This window comes from Nakamurella alba (genome assembly GCF_009707545.1).
GTDB lineage: Bacteria > Actinomycetota > Actinomycetes > Mycobacteriales > Nakamurellaceae > Nakamurella > Nakamurella alba.
Genome location: NZ_WLYK01000002.1, coordinates 125,675 through 144,705, shown reverse-complemented (window position 1 = coordinate 144,705; position 19,031 = coordinate 125,675). Strand labels below are relative to the sequence as shown.

Sequence of the window (19,031 nt, the reverse complement as noted above, 5' to 3'; positions counted from 1 at the left end):
CTCTCGTGCGTCTGTTGATCACCGGTGCCCGCGGCCAGCTCGGTTCCGACCTGCTGGCGCTCGCGGAGCTGCGCGGCATCCCGGCGACCGGGCTCGGCTCCGCCGATCTCGACATCTCCGATGCGGCCGCGGTCGAGGTGGCGCTGCAGCAGTTCGCGGCGGCGGGTGACCTGCCCGCCGTGGTGATCAATGCCGCGGCCTACACCGCGGTGGATGCCGCCGAGACCGACCAGGACCGGGCCTTCGCGGTCAACGGGGACGGCCCCGGGTACCTGGCGCTGCACGCCGCGGCCTTCGGGCTCGGCCTGATCCACGTCTCCACCGACTACGTCTTCCCCGGCGACGGCACCGCGCCCTACGAGGTGGACGCACCGACCGGGCCGAAGAGTGTCTACGGTGCCTCCAAGCTGGCGGGCGAGCAGGCCGTGCTGGCCGCCCACCCGGCCGCCCACGTGGTGCGGACCGCCTGGGTGTACGGGGCGACCGGCGGCAACTTCGTCAAGACGATGGCTGCGCTGTCCGCCTCCCGGCCCACCGTCAGCGTGGTCGACGACCAGCAGGGGTCGCCGACCTGGTCGGCCGACCTGGCCGCCGGCCTGGTCGAACTGGCCCTCGGTGACGTCCCGGGTGGCGTGCTGCACGCGACCGGCGGCGGCGAGACCACCTGGTTCCACTTCGCCCGCGCGGTGTTCGAGCACGTCGGCGCCGACCCGGAGCGGGTGCATCCGACGACCACGGACGCCTTCCCGCGCCCGGCGCCGCGGCCGGCCTACTCGGTGCTGTCGCCCTCGGCCTGGAACCAGGCGGGGCTGACCCCGCTGCGCCCCTGGGCCGAGGCACTGGATGCCGCATTCGCCGCACACGGCGAGGCCTTCCGCCCCGCCTGAGCCCACGGCCGGCACCGCTGCCGCCGGCCGACCCGACACCTCAAGGACCCCCGCGCCCTCCTGGGCCGGGGGTCCTGTCGTCCCCGCTCGGTTCCCCCCAGCGGTGACCCGGGACCTTTCCTGCCGGGTGATCCCCGCCCGACCGCACGGGTGACGAACCCCCGGGCGGGGATGCCGCGAACCCGGCCGGGTCGCTGTGTCCGGTGACACCTTCCGCACGGACCGTCACAGCCGTTCCCCGGACGGGACGGTCACGGTGCGTCGCGGCCCACCGTCGTGGCACGGCCGGCCGGAGCGGGCGGGACACCGTTGCGATCAGTGGTCACCGGACGGCCGACTCGATCACCCGACAAGGGACTATGACTGCGTGTAGCTAGAAAACTACCCTCAGTGGAGTGCGCGGTGGGGGTCAGCAACCCGCCGGAGTTCCGGAACGGTGATCACGGTGGGTCAAGAGTCAGTCGCGTCAGGTCGGACCGGGCGCAAGGCGGAGCAGCGCGGTGATCGGAGCGGTCTGCACCGCACCTTCCTGGTCGTCGCCACCCTGATCGCCGCCCTCGTCGCCGCCGTGCTGCCCGCCGCCGCTGCGCCCGTGGCGCCCCGGGTGGCCCAGCAGGTGGACTTCGACAAGCAGATGCTGGTGCTCATCAACCAGGCCAGGACCGCCAACGGCCTCCCGGTCCTGGCCGAGGCCCGCGGGCTGACCGCCGTCGCCGTCAACTGGTCCAACAAGATGAACGCCGGCGACACCGGGTTCACCCTGGCGCACAACCCGAACGCCTGGACCCAGGTCGCCCAGAACGGCGCCTCCTCGCGGACCTCCTGGGCCGAGAACGTGGCCTGGGCCTCGACGTCCACCAGCACCGCCCAGCAGGTCTTCGACGCCTACATGAAGTCGGCCGGGCACCGCGCGAACATCCTCGGCAAGGACTACAAGTACATCGGCGTCGGTACCGTCAGCGGCACCCGAGGCCTGTGGAACACGGTCGAGTTCACCGACAAGGTGGAGACCGGCCAGGTGGTCAGCGCCGCCGTGCTGGACGTCGTCGAGGGCATCTTCGTCCGGGCCGGTGGGGCGGTCTACCGGATCGTCGGCGGTGCGCCGGTCTACGTCTCCAACTGGGCCTCGGTCGGCGGGGCGCAGCCCGTCGTCTCGCTGACCACCGCCGAGTTCGGCGCGCTGAACACCTACCCGAAGGACGGCACCTTCGTCCGGGCCGGTGGGGCGGTCTACCAGATCGTCGGTGGCGCACCGCTGTACGTCTCCTCCTGGGCGGCGGTCGGCGGCACGAGATCCGCGGTGACCGTCGATCCGGCCGCGATCACCAACGCCGGGAAGTCGGGTGTCTGGTCGCACCTGCGCAAGGCACCGGCCGACAACACCTTCGTCCGGGCCGGGACCGGCAGCGTCTTCCAGTTCGTCGGCGGCGCGCCGCTGTACGTCTCATCCTGGGCGGCGGTCGGCGGCACGAGGTCCGCGGTGACCGTCGATCCGTCGGCAGTGACCAAGGCCGGCACCGGCCGGTGGGCCAACCTGAGCTTCCGCCCTGCCGACGGCACCTTCGTCCGGGCGGCCGGCAAGGTGTACCGGATCGCCGGTGGCGCCCCGCTCTACGTCTCCAGCTGGGCCGCGGTCGGGACGACCGGGTCCCCGGTGACCATCGACCCGCTGACGGTGACCAACGGCGGCAAGGCCGGCTCCTGGAACCACCTGCTGTGGTACCCGCAGACCACCACCTACGTCCGGGCGAAGGCCACCAACAAGGTCTACCGGATCGTCTCCGGCAAGCCGGTCGCGGTGACGTCCTGGGCCTCGGTCGGCGGCGTCAAGCCGACCACCGTCGTCGACAACGCCGCCATCGCCTACGCCGGCCGCGGCAGCGTCTGGAACCACCTGCGCAAGTAGCGCCCGGTCCGCATCACGGCCCCGGTGACCTCGTGTCGCCGGGGCCGTTCGCGTGTCCGCCCGGCCGATGACACCCCGTTGTCGCCCGCACGGCTCTGCGGCTGCCGACCAGGCGTGCCCGGAGTCGACCCGTCCGGCCCGTGCTGTCCCGCGGTGCCCGGTCCGGCAGCCGGTTCAGGTCCTCGCTCCGTGATCGACGGATCGGCGCTGCGCATCCGGCCCTGTGTGATGGGAAAGGCCCACTCCCGGGCGTCGATCCGCCGGACGGGTGGTGTGAAACCCTCGTCAGGTCCCTGGACAGCTTCCGACGGTCATACTCGTCTGCCCTGCCGGTGCTCCGACCGACCCCGGTAGGGGGCGGCTGACAGCGTTGTCGCCGCAGGTCGCAGGCCCGAAGGCCGTGACGTTTCCGTGATCGTTCCGTGATCCGTGACGATGTCACCGTCCGTGAGCGGATTCCGGGTGTCACGGCCTTGCGCGACGGTCGCGGGTGATCCGGGTTCGCTCCGACGATTCCCGGACGGTCTAGCTCTCGGAGTGCAGTGGATCGGGCACGCATTGTGTCAAGTAGCACGATCTGTAGAGCGCAATGCGGCCATTTCTCACTCTGAGTGATACTTTGACCGCCGATTCGGGTGCCGTTCCCGCGCCCGTCGGACCATGGTGTCCCGAGCCCGCCTGGCTCGTGGCACAGGGTCGCGAACGGAGCGTGGCAGTGACGCTCCGGAATCACCCGGGCTGGCTATATCACCTTGTGTAGCTATCGCATTACCCTGGGTAGGTCCTCAGCGGCCTGATGTAACGCCGCTCGAACCCGGAATCGGTGATGACAGTGAATGGATCGACGCGGGTCGGCCTCGGCCGCATCCTGGTCGTGCTGACCACTCTGATCGCGGCCCTCGTGCTGCCGGCGGCGGTGTCGAACGCGGCACCGGTGCCTGCGCCCGCGGCTCCCCAGATGGTCTCCTTCGACAAGCAGATGATCGCGCTGATCAACAAGGCCCGCACCGACCGCGGACTGCCGGCGCTGCAGGAGGCCCGCGGCCTGACCTCGGTCTCGCTGTACTGGTCGAACCAGATGAACGCCGGCGCCACCGGCTACAAGCTGGCGCACAACCCGAACGCCTGGACCCAGGTCGCCGAGAACGGCGCGTCCAACCGCACCACCTGGGGCGAGAACGTGGCGTGGTCGTCGTCGACCTCCACCCCCGCGCAGGAGATCTTCGACGCCTACATGGCCTCGCCGGGTCACCGCGCCAACATCCTCGGCTCCGCCTACCGCTACGTCGGCATGGGCACCGTCGGCGGCAGCCGCGGCCTGTGGAACACCACCGAGTTCACCGACAAGGTTGAGTCCGGCCAGGTCGTCTCCACCCCGTCGGCCACCCCCACCGTCTCGGTCAAGGAGGGTGACTTCGTCTACGACGAGGGCAGCCGCCTCTACTACCGGATCGCCGGTGGCGCACCGGTCGTGGTGTCCAGCTGGACCAGCTTCGGTGGGATCCAGCCCTACAAGCGGCTCACCGCCGCCCAGTTCAACAAGCTCCCGGACTACCCGCGGGACGGCACCTTCGTCGCGGACCGCGGCACCGGCGTGGTCTACCGGATCGCCGGTGGCGCACCGATCTTCGTCACCAGCTGGGCGCAGTTCGGCGGGGTCAAGTCGGTCACCTGGATCGACGGGGCGGCCATCCGCTACGCCAACAAGGGCGGCGCCTGGAACCACCTGCTCTGGTACCCGCGGAACGAGACCTTCATCATCGCCTCCGGCTCGTCCACCGTGTACCGCGTCCTCTGGGGCAAGCTGCACTACTTGAGCTCGTGGTCCTCGGTCGGCGGCGTGAAGCCCACCACCGTGGTCGACAAGAACGCGATCGCCAAGGCCGGCTCCGGCGGGGCGTACAACCACCTGAAGAAGTGAGCCGGGCCGGGCCCGCGGCCCGGACGGCACAGCACCACCAGGACCCTCGGCCGGTCCGGGCATCGAGCCCGGGCCGGCCGTCGTCGTCCTCGGTGGGAACCGGGATCCGCGCGCGGATGTCGCCGGCGGGCGGTCGGAACCGTTGCGCAGGGTCCGCTGCCGCCGTCCCGGGAGTCAGCGGCGGCGCCGGGTCGACCAGGGCTGCCGGTGTCAGCGGCCGGGCAGCAGCCGGCGCAGCCTGCCGGACACCCGGCGGAGCAGCACCAGCGGCCCACCCTCGAGCAGGGCCGCCCGCAGCCGGGTGGGCAGGGAGCGGTCGAGGCCGGGGGTGCGCAGCCCGAGCTGGGCACGCCGGGCACGGGAGAGCACCAGGTCCGGTGCCCGCCGCGGCGAGCGGCAGAAGTCCACCAGCGGCGCCGCGGTCACCGACCAGCGGTGTGCCGGGACGAGCGCCCGGGCGGCGGTCGCGACGTACAGGCGATCGACGGCGGGCAGCAGTGCGGCCAGGGCGGCGGTGAACCCGTCGACGTCGCCCGGTGCGGCACCCACCGCCGCCCCGGCCCCGATCAGCGCACCGCCGAGCGGATCGCCGGTGGTGGTCACGGTCGGCAGCCCGGCCCAGAGGTGGTCGAGAAGCCGGGTGCGGTAGGCGAACTCGGCCTCCACGCCGGCGTGGTGCGCGAGCACGCCGAGGTCGGCCTCCAGCAACCAGTCGGCGCGTTCGGCGAAGGGCAACCAGCGGTCGGCGAACCACACCCCGGCGTCCAGGACGCCCAGGTCCACCGCGCGGGCGCGGGCGGCGGCCTCCGCGGCCGACGGGACGCCCAGCACCGGGTGGGCCGCCCCGAGCAGCACCAGATGCACGTCGGCGCCGCCGGACCGCAGCCGTGCCACCGCCTCGACCACCAGCACCGGGTCGAACCAGTCGTACAGCCCGCCGGCCCAGAGTGCCACGACGGCGTCCGGGCCGATCTCCGGGAACTCCGCACGCAGACCCGGCCGCGCGGACCGGACCGGGGGAGCGTCGGGCAGACCGAACGGCACCACCCGCAGCAGGCCGGAGAGGTCGTGCGCGGCGTCGTAGGTGACCGGGTTGATCCGGCCCAGTGCCGCCAGGTGGCCCAGCCACAGGTCCCGTTGCCGCGCGGAGGCGGCGAGCACCAGATCGGCCCGGGACAGCTGGAGGTTGAGGCTGGTGACCGTGTCCCGGACGATCGCCCGGCGACCGGTCTCCCCGGCCGGGCGGGCCTGCTCCAGCTGCTCGAGGTGGAACGGGTCGTAGGCGTCGACGACGATCGGCACGTCGGTGCCGGCCAGCCAGGGGAGCAGGCCGAGCACATCACCCTGCACCAGCACGCAGCCGGCGGCGGCCACCAGCGCCGGCAGGTCGACCGCGTCCGCGGTGTCGACCTGGACGCCGCCCAGCGGCAGCTCGACGGTCTCCACCGCGCCGAGCGAGACCACCCGGGCCGGGATCCCCGCCGCCGCGACCGCGGTGGACAGCTCCAGTGCCCGGATCGCCGGGCCGGCCAACCGTGCGGAGACCTGTTCGGCCGTGATGGTGAGCAGCCCGCGCCGGGAGGGATCTCCCGGTGCGGGCCGTGTCGATCTCACGCCGTCACCCGCACCGGGTCACGTCCGCGAGCGCTGCGGCGTCGATGATCAGCCCCGCTTGCCCTCGGGATCGCAGAGGTACGGGTAGATCGGCGAGATGGCCGCCGACCAGTCGTTGTGCCGGGCCGCGATGGACTCCAGCGCGGCGGCCTGCATGTTGCGTCGCAGCTCGGTGTCCACGACCGCCTTCTCCAGCCGGTCGACCAGGCTGTCGACCGTCCGCTTGGCCAGCAGTGAGTTCTTGCCGTCCTCGAGGATCCAGTAGCCCCACGGGTTGTCGAACGCCACGATCGGCACACCGCAGGCCATCAGCTCCAGCGGCAGGTACGACGGGTGCTTGGACACGGTCAGCGCCAGGCCGACGTCGCAGTGCCGGTAGAGCTCGCCGGTGGCCCGGTAGTCGAGCAGACCCAGCCGCTTGATCTCCATCTCGGCGCCGCCGCCCTGCGCCCAGGCGCCGGCCGTGACGATCCGCACCCGGTCGCCGAGCCGGTCCTTGAGCTCCTCGAGGGCGAGAGCCGCCATCTCCCAGCAGTTCCGCCAGTGACCGGGCCGGCCGTAGACGAACAGGGTGACCGGTGAGCCGTCCACCCGCTCCTCGCGGCCGCGGGCGTGGAAGATCGCCGGGTCGACGGCGGGGGTGAAGGACATGCCCTTCCCGCCGTACTCGTCGGCGTAGATCTTCCGCAGGTTGTCGGTGTTGCAGAGCCCGTACAGGCCGAGCTTGTAGGTCTCCTCGGCCAGCGAGTAGAGCGTCGACGCCGGGTAGAACATCGGCTCGAAGTCCTGGATCAGGTAGAACTTCCGCTTGGTGTTCGGCATGTGGGTCACCGCGTAGGCGGTCACCCAGAGCGTCGCGATCGACACGTCGGCGTACGGGATCGACTGCAGCGTCGCGGCGTTCGGGTTCGTGTAGAACACGATCTCGCTGTGCTGCAGGGCCGGGAAGGCCGAGGCCAGCGCGGAGCGGACGAAGTTCTCGTTGCCGCCGCCCCACACCACGAACCGGTTCTGCACCCCGTGCACCCGGGCCAGCTCGTCGGCGATCCGCAGCGCGGTGTTGATGCCGCCGTAGAACGGGCTGTCGATGTCCGGGATGAACCAGTTGATGCTCTTCACGTCGAACGGCTCGGCGTTGCGGGCGTGCAGGTCGTTCACGCCGGCCTCGTCGATCGGCAGCGCCCGGCACATGTCCGAGAGCATCTTCGACTCGGCCTCGGTGGTGGTCTGCCGGAAGGCCTCGAACGAGCGGCCCAGCGGGATCGAGACCCGCTGCTGCGGCGTCGGTTCCGCCGCGGACCGGAACTCCGGGATGCGGCTGGACAGCGAGACGTTGGGGGAGAAGTACGGGTCGCCGCCGAACAGCCAGCTGCTGTACCGCCAGAAGCTCATGAAGAAGTCCCAGTGCGGCACGTTGGTGCCGCGGGTGGCCGACTCCAGGTGCCGGATGGTGCCGAACGGCGAGCAGACGTTGCGGTAGCCGCGCAGCACCGAGTCCAGCCCGATCGCGACGTCGCTGCCGCACAGGATGAACCGCTCGTCCATCCCGCCGACCTCGTCGAAGTAGTCCCGGGTCATCGCCATGCAGGCGCCGGTGACGGCGAGCGAGTTCCGGTACCAGTCGTTGCGGCCGAAGATCGAGTCCTCGTGCGGGCGGGTGCCCTCGAAGATGTGATCGGCGAACCCGCCGAGGCCGAGAATGACGCCGGTGTGCTGGATCTCGTCGTCCGGGCCGATGAGCTGCAGGCCGGCCACGCCGATCTCGGGGCGGCGGGCCCAGCCCACCAGCTCCTGCATCCAGGTCGGGTCGAGCAGCTCGGTGTCGTCGTTGAGGAAGACCAGCACCTCGCCGTCGCCGGCGGCCGCACCGGCGTTGTTGACCGCCGAGTAGTTGAACGGGGTCTCGGTCCACCAGATGACCTTCAGGTCCAGCGAGCCCTTGTTCTCCTCGTACCAGCGCTCGTTGTCCGCGGAGTGGCCGCCGTTGTCGACGATCACCACGTGGAAGTCCGGGTAGTCGGTCCGGGCCAGCGACGGCAGGCAGGTGGAGAGCATCTTGCGGTTGTGCCGGGTCGGGATGACCACGGTGACCTTCGGTGCGTCCTGCATGCTCCAGCGCACCCGGACGACCTGGTCGACCAGCTCGGCGGTGGCCGGGATGCCCTTGTCGTCGAGGTGGTGCTGGACGACGGTGGTCGCGGTGGCCGGGTCCGGTCCGCGCCGGGCGGTGACCGAGCCGAGCACGCGGGAGGACCGGAACACGCGCTCGTCGGTCAGGTCCAGGGACAGCAGCAGGTTCCATCCGGCGCTGTCGCCGAACTTCTCGATCAGCCCGCCGGACGACTCCCACGCCGTGCGCCGGATCGCCGCCGCGGTGCCGATGTAGTCGGCGCCCAGCAGCATCTCGGGCGACCAGGACGGCCGGAAGTGCGGGGAGCTGCGGTGCCCGGAGGCGTCGCGCACGTCGTCGTCCCAGACCAGCAGCTCCAGCAGCGGGTCGCGGCGGACGGCCGAGGCGATGGTGAACAGGCAGTCCGGCTCCAGGGTGTCGCCGGCGTGGACAACGATGACGTAGTCGGCCTTCTCGGCGACGACCTTGGCGTTGGCCGCGTCGAACACCGATCCGGTGTCGACGGCGCTGTTGCTGATCCGCTTGTCGCTCCAGGACGACGGGATCGAGGCCGGGGTGCAGACGGCCGCGGTCCAGGCCGGCCACGACTGCGCCACCAGGCTGTCCAGGGTGGTGCCGAGATCACCGGAGCCGGGCAGCACCAGCACCTGCACGGTCAGCATGCGGCCGTTCTTGGCGACCGCCTCGGCCCAGTCCTTCTGCGCCTTGACCTGATCGGCCGAGATCCGGTGGCCGGCCAGCCAGGTGTCGTAGCTCATCGTCTCGATCGCGGCCTCGGTGGCGGCGATCTCGGACTCGACGGTGCGGCTCTCCCAGGTGCGCTTGAGCCGGCGGCCGTACTCCACGGTCTCCCGGTAGGCGTCCAGCGCGGCCTTCGCCTTGCGCCGGCGCGGGGACCCCTCCGGCAGCTTCTGCCCGACGGCCTTGCGGACCTTGCCGCGCAGGGTGGTCGGCACCTCGGCCGGGTCCACGTGCACCGGCGGCGGGATCACCGGCGCGTTGGTCGGCAGCACGGCCGGGCGGGTCGAGTTCGGGTCGAAGGGCTTCTCCTTCTCGCCGACGGTCACGCCGTGCTCGCGCAGCTCGCGGATCTCGGCGCGGGCCTCCTCCAGCTGCCGGGCGGCGTCGTCGAAGCCCTGCTGGTAGCCGCCGCGCAGGTCGGCCTCGCGGGCCAGCGCTGAGCGCAGCTCCTCCAGCCGGTGCAGCAGCAGCTCCTGGGTGCTGATCTCGCCGACCTTCTTGTTCTCCCGGCGGGCCACCTCGGCCTCGACGAGATCCCAGGTGAGCGCCTCCACCTCGGGCGGGGCGACGTTCTTCTCGCCCTCCAGGCCGCGGGCGGTGGCCCGGACGCCGGTCTGCCACTTGGACTCGACGCCGTCCTTGTGGAACACCGGCTCCCAGGTGTGCGGGTCGACCGGCTCGGCGTCGACGAAGCCGGCGCGGCGGAACAGCTCGAGCAGCGACTCCTGGTCGTAGCACCAGACGTGGTGCGAGGGCTGCACGTAGGAGTAGATGAACGCGGCGTTCAGCTGGTAGGAGTCGATCTCGCCGGCCTTGTAGGCCTCCCAGATGGCGCCCATGTCCGGGGTGACCGCGCTGATGACGGTGCCGGCGGGCAGCCGCTCGTTCAGCAGCCGCAGCAGGGTGAGCGAGTCCCCGGGCATCACGTGCTCCAGCACGTGACCCATGTAGACCTGCTCGACCTGCGCCCCGTACTGGCGGACGAACTCCGCCGCGTCCAGGTGGATGTCGGCCTTCACGTCCGGGCTGGCGTCCACGTTCACCCACCCGGGCATGTACGCCTGGCCGCTGCCGAGATTGACCTTCACTTCAGGGGATTCCCTTCGCTGTTGCTGACGTGCCGTGCGGGATCAGGTGGTGCTGGGTGGTTGGTGTCGGGTGCGGTGCTCAGGCCGGGTCGGCGGCCGGCAGGTTCCAGCTGCCGGGCAGGACGACCAGGCCGCCCTGGGTCTGGCCGTGACCGGGCTGCACGGTGAGTTCCCCGGCGTCGTACCAATAGTCGTAGACGTGCAGCATGCTGGCGTCGACCGCGGCGGCCGACAGGTAGTACTTGCCGGGGTTCACCGTGAGCGGCTCCAGCACGTAGTCGACGTGCCCGTCGGCGTGCACGGCGGTGGGGCCGTGACCGGAGGTCCGGGTGTTCGGCCCGGCGATCTCCGGGCCCGACTCGTGCCGCAGCGACAGCCCGAAGACCACCTCGTCGGTGGGGGTGTGCGCCTTGTAGTGCACCCGGACGGTCAATGGGTCGCCGGTGATCGCGGTGGTCCTGGTCTGGCCCAGCCGGTCGATGAACTCCAGCCGGTCGATTGTGACCTCGCCGCTGCCCCGGTCGTGCACCCCGCTGCTGCTCGCGGTCCCGGACTCCCCGTCGGCCCCGCCCTGCTCGGCCCGCTCCTCCTCGAGGCGCTCGGCCTCGGCGGCGTTGACCGTGTCCAGATAGGCGTTGACCACCTCGTCGGCGGTCCCGACGATCTTCACCCGGCCGTTCTCCAGCCAGGCGGCGCCGTCGCAGAGCTGCTGCACCAGGCCCATCGAGTGGGTCACGAAGATGATCGTGACGCCGCGCTTGCGCAGCCGGTGCAGGTAGTCGAAGCAGCGGCGCTGGAACTCCTCGTCGCCGACGGCGATGATCTCGTCGATGACCAGGATCTCCGGGTCCAGGGTGACCGCGATGGCGAACCCGAGCCGGACGTACATGCCGGAGGAGTAGACCTTCACCGGCACGTCGATGAAGTGGCCCAGGCCGCTGAACTCGATGATCTCGTCGATCGCGCTGTCGATGCGCTTGCGGGACAGGCCGAGGATCGCGCCGTTGAGGTAGATGTTGTCGCGGCCGGACAGCTCCGGGTGGAAGCCGGCGCCGAGCTCCAGCAGCGCCGAGATCCGGCCGACGGAGGTGATGGTGCCGGTGGTCGGCCGGTGGATGCCGGCGATCAGCTTCAGCAGGGTCGACTTGCCGGATCCGTTGTGCCCGACCAGGCCGAAGGTCGACCCCTTGGGGATCGACAGCGAGACGTCCTGCACCGCCCAGAACTCCTCGTACCGGGTCTTGCGGCGGCGCTGGGTGAACATCTCCTTGAGGTTCGTGCGGCGGTCGGCGAACAGCCGGAACCGCTTGCCGACGCCGGTGACGACGACGGCCGGCTCGGCCACCTCGCGGTCGGCGGGCGCCGTGACCGCGTCGGGCCCGGGGATGGCGGAGACGATGTCGCTGCTCACAGCTCGTCACTCACATCCCGCGAGGTGCGGTCGAAGAACCACGCACCCAGCACGAAGACACCGACCGAGACGACCACCATGTAGAGCATGCTGCTCAGCGACGGGGCCTTCAGGCTGTACAGCAGGTCCTTCATCCCCTCCACGAACTGCACGAGCGGGTTCCACTCGTAGATCCTCGCCCACGGGTGCAGGGCGTACTGCTCCCGCACCAGCGAGATCGGGTAGATGATCGGTGCCGAGTAGAACAGCAGGTTCATCAGCACGGTGACGATGTAGTTCACGTCCCGGAACTTGGCGTTCAGGATCGCCAGGGCGAAGCCGAGCCCCAGCGAGAACAGCGTGAGCAGCGCGACCAGCACCGGCACCAGCAGCACGGTCCACGAGATGTTGCCGATGATGATGTAGACGACCACCAGCAGACCGAGCTCGATGCCCAGCTGGGTCAGCGTGGCCAGGGCACTGCCCACGATCGGGGTCCACGGCGGGAAGTAGATCTTCTTCATCAGCGGGCCGGCGCCGATCAGCGCGCCCATGCTGCCGGTGACCACGGCGAAGAAGTAGTTCCACAGCACCAGCGCGGTGAACAGGTAGATCGCGAAGTTGTGCAGGGTGCCGTTGCCGCCGGTCGGCGGCTCGAACTTGAGGAAGAACCCGAAGATGGTCGCGTAGACCGCGAGCGTGGCCAGCGGGTTGATCAGCGACCACGCCCAGCCCAGCGCGCTGCCCTTGAACCGGCCCTTGAGCTCGCGGGAGGCGAAATTGCGCACCAGATTCGCGTACGACCGGTGCGTTGCTCCCCGAACTGCCATACCCGAATCCGATCCCGTCTGCTGTGCCCGCGCGGCGATCCGCGTCGGGACCGCCGATCCTTCGTGGACCCGTTCCGACCTGCTGTTCCCGTGCTGCTCCCCGGCACTCGCGACCACCGCTGAACGAGCAGCTGCAGGTCACCGGGGGACAGGGAGCGGCGGGGTCGGGTCCGGTCGTTCTCTACTGTTGACGACGGTGCGCCGACCGGCGACTATACCGGACCCGGCACCGCCGGCCCGGTCGCCGAAGCCGGTGTCGGCGCTCCCGTCGGGTCCAGGAGGAGGGTGTTCGTGCAGGTCGGGATCGACGCCACACCCCTGCTCGGCCGTCGCACCGGCATCGGCACCTACGTGCAGCACCTGGTCGCCGGGCTGGCCGCGCGGCCCGGCGAGGTGCGGCTGCGGGCGACCGCGTTCACCGTCCGCGGCGGCGGGCCGCCGGCCGACCTGCCGGCCGGGACCGGCTGGCGGCACCTCCCGGTGCCGGCCCGGCTGTCCCGCAGGGCCTGGCGGGCGGGCCTGCCGCTGCCGGCCGCGCTGTTCGCCGGGCGGACCGATGTGTTCCACGGCACCAACTTCGTGCTGCCCCCGGTGCCGGGTGGCGCCGGGGTGCTGACCGTGCACGACCTCACCTACCTGCGGCACCCGGACTGGGTGGACGCCGCCTCGCTGGAGCTGACCGAACTGGTGCCGCGCGGTCTGCGGCACGCGGCCCGGGTGCTCACCCCCTCGGCGGCGGTGGCCGCCGAGCTGGCCGATGCCTACCCGCACGTCGCGGACCGCACGATCGCCACCCCGCTCGGGGTGGACCCGGGCTGGGCCGCCGCCGTCCCCGCTTCGCCGGGGGAACTCGCCGCCCTCGGCCTGCCGCCCGAGTACGTGCTCGCGGTCGGCACCCTGGAACCGCGCAAGGGGCTCGACGTGCTGATCGCCGCCCACGCGGCGGCCCGGCGCGAGGACCCGTCGGTGCCGCCGCTGGTGCTGGTCGGCCCGCAGGGCTGGGGGGCCGGCACCCACGGTGCCGATCCCGGGGTGGTGCTGCCCGGATATCTGGACGCGGCGGTGCTGCCGTCGGTGGTCGCCGCGGCGTCGGTGTTCGCCTTCCCGTCCCGGTACGAGGGATTCGGGCTGCCGCCGCTGGAGGCGCTGGCCGCCGGGGCACCGGTGATCGCCTCCGACCTGCCGGTCACCCGCGAGGTGCTGGGCGGGCACGCGCTGTTCGTGCCGCCCGGGGATCCGGAGGCCCTGGCGGCGGCGCTGCTGTCCACCCTCACCGATCCGCCCGGCCCGGCGGCCACGGCCGCAGTGCGGCGGCATGCCCTGGGTCGCACCTGGGACGACTGCGTCGCCCGGACCCTGACCGCCTACCGGGAAGCCGCGTCATGAACGACGTCGTGAACGCCGGACCCGGCGCCGGCCCGGACGTCACGGTCGTGGTGGTCACCCACGCCGGCCGCCACCTGGTGCAGCCGTGCCTGGATTCGCTGGCCGCCCAGAGCGCGCCGCACCGGCTGCTGGTGGTGGACAACCACTCGACCGACGGCACCGCGGAGCTGCTGGCCGCGCGCCTGCAGGCGGACGAGATCCTGCGCACCCCGGCCAATCTCGGGTTCGCCGGAGCGGTCGCGGCGGCGCTGCAGGTGGTCGGCACCCGGTTCGTCGCCCTGCTCAACGACGACGCGGTCGCCGACCCGGACTGGCTGGCGCAGCTGCTCGCGGTCGCCCGGGACGATCCCGACGCGGCCGCCTGGACCTCGCTGATGCTGCAGTTCGACCACCCGGAGCTGGTCAACAACGCCGGGGCCGGCCTGACGCCCTTCGGCTACGGCGTCGACCTGGCGCCGGACACCCCGGCGGACGCGGTCCCGGTGGGGCCGGTGGAGGTGTTCGGCTTCTGCGGCGGTGCCGCGCTGCTGCGCACCGATGCGGTCCGGGCCGTCGGCGGTTTCCCCGCCGAGTACTTCCTCTACTACGAGGACCTGGACACCGGCTGGCGGCTGCGGCTGGCCGGCTGGACGATCCGGCGGGTCCCGGGGAGCCGGGTGCTGCACCACCACGCCGCCACCACCGACCGGCGGTCCGAGCTGTTCCACCGGCACAACGAGCGCAACCGGCTGTGGACACTGCTGCGCTGCGCCCCGCTGACCTTCGCGCTGACCGGGCTGGTCCGCTTCGTCCTCACCACCGCGTCGCTCGCGTTGCGACAGCGGCTGCGCGCGGACGCCCGGCAGGCGGCCGCCGACCACCCGAACTTCCGGGTCGGCCTGCGGGTCGGGGTGCTGCTGGAGACCCTGCGGGCGCTGCCCCGACTGCTGCGCGGCCGGGGCCGGATCTCCGCGATCGCGGTCCGCGGCCGTGGTGCCGTGCTGGGCGAGGGCATCCGGGGCACGCTGCGGGAACAGGGGCATCACCCGGGTCGGTGATAGGGTCCGACGCGGTCGTGAACGGGCCGGTTGCGCCGTGCGACACCGTGTTCCGGGGTCGGGACCGGTGATCCGGGGCGGCCCGTCGTTGGACGCGGCTCCGTCGGCGTAGGTGTGGCTCCGCCGGTACCCGAACGGGACCGCGGGGCCTGCGAGAGTCGAAGGGTTCAGCGTGTCCTTTGTCGCCCCGGTCTTCCTGTGGTTCTTCATGCCCACGGTGCTGGTGCTGTACCTGGTCCTGCCGCGCCACTGGCGCAACGGCCTGATCTCGATCGCCAGCCTCTTCTTCTACACGTGGGGCGCCGGCCCTTACATCTGGCTGCTGCTGGCCTGCATGGTGCTGAACTTCACCGCCGGCATCGTGATCGACTCCGACAAGCTGGCCGACCAGCAGCGCCGCCGCAAGACCCTGCTGATCCTCACGCTGATCGCCGACGTCGCCATCCTCGGCATCTGGAAGTACGCCGGATTCCTCTCCCAGCAGGTCAACTCGCTGTCCGAGTCGCTGGGCCTGGGCAGCACCGCGATCATCTCGCTGGCCCTGCCGATCGGCATCTCGTTCTTCACCTTCCACCACATGTCGTACGTGATCGACGTGTACCGGCACTCGCGCCGCGCGCAGAAGAGCCCGGTCCAGTTCGTCACCTACATCGGCATGTTCCCGCAGCTGATCGCCGGCCCGATCGTCCGGTACCACGAGATCTCCGCGCAGCTGGCCGACACCGACCGGGACCGGCTCGCCGACATCTCCCGGGGCTTCTCCCGGTTCGCGCTGGGCCTGAGCAAGAAGGTGATCATCGCCGACTCGGTGGCGGTGATCGCCGACGGCGCGTTCGCCACGTCGAACGGCGACCTGACCACCACCACCGCCTGGATCGGTGCGCTCGCCTACACGGTCCAGATCTACTTCGACTTCTCCGGCTACTCCGACATGGCCATCGGTCTGGGCCTGATGTTCGGCTTCCGGCTCCCGGAGAACTTCAACCGGCCGTACTCCGCGAACAGCATCACCGACTTCTGGCGGCGCTGGCACATGTCGCTGTCCCGCTGGTTCCGCGACTACGTCTACATCCCGCTCGGCGGCAACCGGAAGGGTCCGATCCGGACCTACGTCAACCTGTCGATCATCTTCCTGCTCACCGGGTTCTGGCACGGGGCGGCCTGGACCTTCGTCGTCTGGGGCGCCTACCACGGCCTGTTGATGGTCATCGAGCGGCTGACCGGGCTGGGCACCCGTGACCCGAAGTCGGTGGTCGAGGACGTGATCCGGCGGGTCGTCACCATGCTGCTGGTGATCGTCGGCTGGGTGTTCTTCCGGGCCGTCGACATGGACCAGGCCTGGGCGTTCCTGCGGGCGATGTTCTGGCCGGTGTCCGGCGGGCGCTCGGACGCGCTGATCGCCGCGACCACCAACCAGGGCCTGGTCATGCTGGTCATCGGCCTGCTGGTGGTGATGATGCCGGCGTCGGTGGTGATGGGCCGGGTCATCGAGGACTACAAGTCGCGGCCGGCCGCCGTCTTCCGCTACGTCGTGCTGTTCGTGCTGGCGCCCTACGCGGCCATCTCGGCCGCCGCCGGCACTTTCAGCCCCTTCCTCTACTTCCAGTTCTAGGGTGGTGTCCTGATGACTTCCCCGACCCCTCCCGAGGGACCTGCGAACAGCGGCCCCGCCGCTGGGCAGGGTGCTGCCGCCGGCGCGGCTGCCGACGAGGCGGCCCGCCGCCTCCGTGACGACATCGACCCGGTGCACCACCCCCGGGCGCACACCGGGGTGCAGCCGGTCGCCGACCCGCCGGAGGCGCAGCACTCCGGCCGCCGCCGGCAGACGAAGATCTACATCGTGCCGCTGGTCGTCGCCGCGGTGTTCTTCCTCGGGCCGGCCGCCGCCTTCGTGCTCGGCAACCGGGCCACCGAGATCGACAACCGGCCGCTGACGAAGTTCCCCGCCGTCTCCGCCGGCTGGGAGTTCATCCCGGAGCTGCAGGCCTGGGCCAACGACCACCTGCCGCTGCGCGCCGAGGCCGTGAAGGCCGGTACCAAGATCTCCGAGTGGCTTTTCAAGGAGCCGCCGAACTACGGGCAGCGCTCCGACGAGATCGGCCCGGTGCCCGGCGGTGGTGGCGAGGTCCCGGGAGGTGGGTCCTCGGGTGGCACCACCTCGACCCCGGGGCAGATCAACTACCCGCGGGTGCTGCAGGGCAAGGACGGCTGGCTGTTCGTCGGCGGCGACGTCTCCGAGCCCTGCCAGCCGACGATGACGCCGCAGGAGTCCGCCGATGCGCTGCAACGGATCTCGGACGCGGTGAAGGCCTCCGGCCGGAACTTCGTGCTGGTGGTCGCGCCGGACAAGTCGGCCGCCGAACCGGAGTTCATGCCGGACACCTTCGCCGGCCGGGACTGCATGGACACCGCGCGGGACGAGTTCTGGGCCGCTGCGGACAAGCTGGACGGGGTCACCCTGGTGAACCCGCTGCCGGCCGTCCAGGAGAAGGAGCAGTCCTCCGGGGAGTCCGCGTGGCGCAAGCTGGACACCCACTGGGGCCCGCTCGGCGCCTCGGTGATGGGGCAGCAGTTGGCCGACGCGCTCGACCCGACGCTGCTGGACAACACCACCGCCACGGTCGAGGGGACCGTCTCGCTGCGCGGCGACCTGTCCGCACTGCTCGGCACCCCGCAGACCGAGGACGTCCCCGGGGTCACCCTGGACCGGCCGGGCGTCCAGCTGTCCCTGGACGGCGCGCCGATCACCGCGGCCGAGGCGCCGACGGTCGGGTACAGCTTCCAGGAGATCCGCGGTACCACCGACGGTCCGGCCACGCTCTACCAGCCGGACACGGTGATCTTCGGTGACTCGTTCCTGGCCAGCAGCGTGCCCTACGTCGTGCCCTACTTCTCGTCGGTGAGCTACATCAACTACAACGCCGCGGCCCAGGAGGGTGCCATCACCTCGATGGCCAACCGTGCCGTGCAGGCCGACACCGTCGTGCTGGAACTGGTCGAGCGCAACGCCGTCAGCGGCGCCGCGGCGATCCTCCGCCCGGCCAACGTCGACGCCCTCGTCGCCGCCCTCGAGGCCAACCCCCGCTGACCGGGCCGGAACCCGTTGTCGCACGGGTGATGTCCCACTCCTGATGACACGACACGGTGAGGTGGTGCTCACCGGTCGCAGGACGTCCGTGACCGCGCGGCTCCGCACCTGCCGTTGACAGGCAGCCGGATGGGTGCCTATTGTCAGAAAAGGCAGCCGATCGGCTGCCTTTCGCGAGGGGTTGCGGATGGACGAGGTGTTCCGGGCGCTGGCCGATCCGGCGCGACGGGAGCTGCTGGACCGGCTGAACGCCCGGAACGGCCAGACCCTGCGGGAGCTCGGCGACGGGCTCGGCATGGCCCGGCAGTCGGTGAGCAAGCACCTGGCGGTGCTGGAGGCGGCCGGTCTGGTCACCACGATGCGCCGCGGCCGGGAGAAGCTGCACCACCTGGATGCCGGGCCGATCACGGCGATCTTCCGGCGGTGGGTCCGGCGCTACGACATCCCGCGGGCCGAGACGCTCGCCGCCCTCGCGGACCGGCTCGAGGGGAACGGGGAGACCACGATGGGCGCCGACGCCTTCGTCTACACCAGCTACATCAGGGCCACGCCGGAGCAGGTCTGGCAGGCCATCACCGATCCGGGGTTCACCCGGCAGTACTGGCAGGTCGAGTTCGAGACCGACTGGCAGGCGGGCAGTCCGATGGTGTGGACGGTCCAGGACAAGGTGCGGATCGCCGATCCCGAGCAGGTCGTGCTGATCTCCGAACCGCCGCACCGGCTCTCGTACACCTTCCACACGATGACACCCGAGTTCGCCGCCACGGTCGACATGCCCGAGGACCAGCGGGCCCGGCTGTTCGCACAGCCGCGGTCGAAGGTCACCTTCGAGATCGAGCAGCTGGACGGCAAGGTGAAGCTGACGGTCGTGCACGACGACCTGGACGCCGACGGCGAACTGCGCGGGATGATCAGCGGCGGGTGGCCGGAACTGCTCTCCGACCTCAAGACCCTGCTGGAGACCGGTGCCGTGCCGGCCTGATCGGCGCGGTCCGGCGGACGGGATGTCGAG

General features: G+C 71.2%; 12 protein-coding genes. 8 read left to right on the top strand and 4 right to left on the bottom strand.

All coding sequences use genetic code 11. From position 1 onward, the window contains the following. Window positions 1-5: 5 nt before the first annotated feature. The 3 genes from rfbD to GIS00_RS09255 all read left to right on the top strand — a co-directional run bounded on the left by rfbD (window position 6) and on the right by GIS00_RS09255 (window position 4,714). Window positions 6-887, top strand: a complete 882-nt coding sequence (rfbD, locus tag GIS00_RS09265; protein WP_322097765.1) for a dTDP-4-dehydrorhamnose reductase — start codon at window positions 6-8, stop codon at window positions 885-887. Between the two features lie 445 nt (window positions 888-1,332). Beyond that, the gene (locus GIS00_RS09260) at window positions 1,333-2,793 is read left to right on the top strand and encodes a CAP domain-containing protein (protein ID WP_154768154.1); all 1,461 of its coding nucleotides are present in this window, start codon (window positions 1,333-1,335) and stop codon (window positions 2,791-2,793) included. 826 nt (window positions 2,794-3,619) lie between these two features. Then, window positions 3,620-4,714 (top strand): CAP domain-containing protein, encoded by a 1,095-nt coding sequence (locus GIS00_RS09255; RefSeq protein WP_154768153.1) that lies wholly within the window; start codon window positions 3,620-3,622, stop codon window positions 4,712-4,714. 210 nt (window positions 4,715-4,924) lie between these two features. Here GIS00_RS09255 and GIS00_RS09250 read toward each other — a convergent pair whose 3' ends face one another. The 4 genes from GIS00_RS09250 to GIS00_RS09235 form a co-directional block, all read right to left on the bottom strand. Next, complete coding sequence (locus tag GIS00_RS09250; protein WP_154768152.1) at window positions 4,925-6,328, bottom strand: glycosyltransferase family protein; 1,404 nt, start codon at window positions 6,326-6,328, stop codon at window positions 4,925-4,927. 48 nt (window positions 6,329-6,376) lie between these two features. Then, the gene (locus GIS00_RS28900; RefSeq protein ID WP_154768151.1) at window positions 6,377-10,288 is read right to left on the bottom strand and encodes a rhamnosyltransferase WsaF family glycosyltransferase; all 3,912 of its coding nucleotides are present in this window, start codon (window positions 10,286-10,288) and stop codon (window positions 6,377-6,379) included. Window positions 10,289-10,367: 79 nt separating this feature from the next. After that, a complete protein-coding gene (locus GIS00_RS09240; protein WP_154768150.1) occupies window positions 10,368-11,699 on the bottom strand; it encodes an ABC transporter ATP-binding protein in 1,332 nt (443 codons plus the stop codon). After that, the gene (locus GIS00_RS09235) at window positions 11,696-12,466 is read right to left on the bottom strand and encodes an ABC transporter permease (protein WP_196073198.1); all 771 of its coding nucleotides are present in this window, start codon (window positions 12,464-12,466) and stop codon (window positions 11,696-11,698) included. Before GIS00_RS09235 ends, GIS00_RS09240 begins: the two co-directional genes overlap by 4 nt. Window positions 12,467-12,793: 327 nt before the next feature. Between GIS00_RS09235 and GIS00_RS09230 the strand changes: the two genes are divergently transcribed. The 5 genes from GIS00_RS09230 to GIS00_RS09210 all read left to right on the top strand — a co-directional run bounded on the left by GIS00_RS09230 (window position 12,794) and on the right by GIS00_RS09210 (window position 19,001). Then, the gene (locus GIS00_RS09230) at window positions 12,794-13,894 is read left to right on the top strand and encodes a glycosyltransferase family 4 protein (protein ID WP_154768148.1); all 1,101 of its coding nucleotides are present in this window, start codon (window positions 12,794-12,796) and stop codon (window positions 13,892-13,894) included. Further along, a complete protein-coding gene (locus tag GIS00_RS09225) occupies window positions 13,891-14,931 on the top strand; it encodes a glycosyltransferase family 2 protein (protein ID WP_154768147.1) in 1,041 nt (346 codons plus the stop codon). The genes GIS00_RS09230 and GIS00_RS09225 overlap by 4 nt, the downstream gene beginning before the upstream one ends. Before the next feature lie 172 nt (window positions 14,932-15,103). After that, window positions 15,104-16,543 carry an MBOAT family O-acyltransferase gene (locus GIS00_RS09220; RefSeq protein WP_322097764.1) on the top strand — a complete coding sequence of 480 codons (1,440 nt, stop codon included), beginning with the start codon at window positions 15,104-15,106 and terminating at the stop codon, window positions 16,541-16,543. A gap of 12 nt (window positions 16,544-16,555) precedes the next feature. Next, complete coding sequence (locus tag GIS00_RS09215) at window positions 16,556-18,019, top strand: alginate O-acetyltransferase AlgX-related protein (protein ID WP_154768146.1); 1,464 nt, start codon at window positions 16,556-16,558, stop codon at window positions 18,017-18,019. A gap of 187 nt (window positions 18,020-18,206) precedes the next feature. Beyond that, window positions 18,207-19,001, top strand: coding sequence for an ArsR/SmtB family transcription factor (locus GIS00_RS09210; protein ID WP_154768145.1), 795 nt, complete (start codon window positions 18,207-18,209; stop codon window positions 18,999-19,001). Window positions 19,002-19,031 lie beyond the last annotated feature (30 nt).

What these genes read in the sequence shown, in the direction of transcription:
- GIS00_RS09255 (WP_154768153.1), top strand. Translation starts at nt 3,620, where the DNA reads ATGACAGTGAATGGATCGACGCGGGTCGGCCTCGGCCGCATCCTGGTC.
- GIS00_RS09225 (WP_154768147.1), top strand. Translation starts at nt 13,891, where the DNA reads ATGAACGACGTCGTGAACGCCGGACCCGGCGCCGGCCCGGACGTCACG.
- GIS00_RS09215 (WP_154768146.1), top strand. Translation starts at nt 16,556, where the DNA reads ATGACTTCCCCGACCCCTCCCGAGGGACCTGCGAACAGCGGCCCCGCC.
- GIS00_RS09210 (WP_154768145.1), top strand. Translation starts at nt 18,207, where the DNA reads ATGGACGAGGTGTTCCGGGCGCTGGCCGATCCGGCGCGACGGGAGCTG.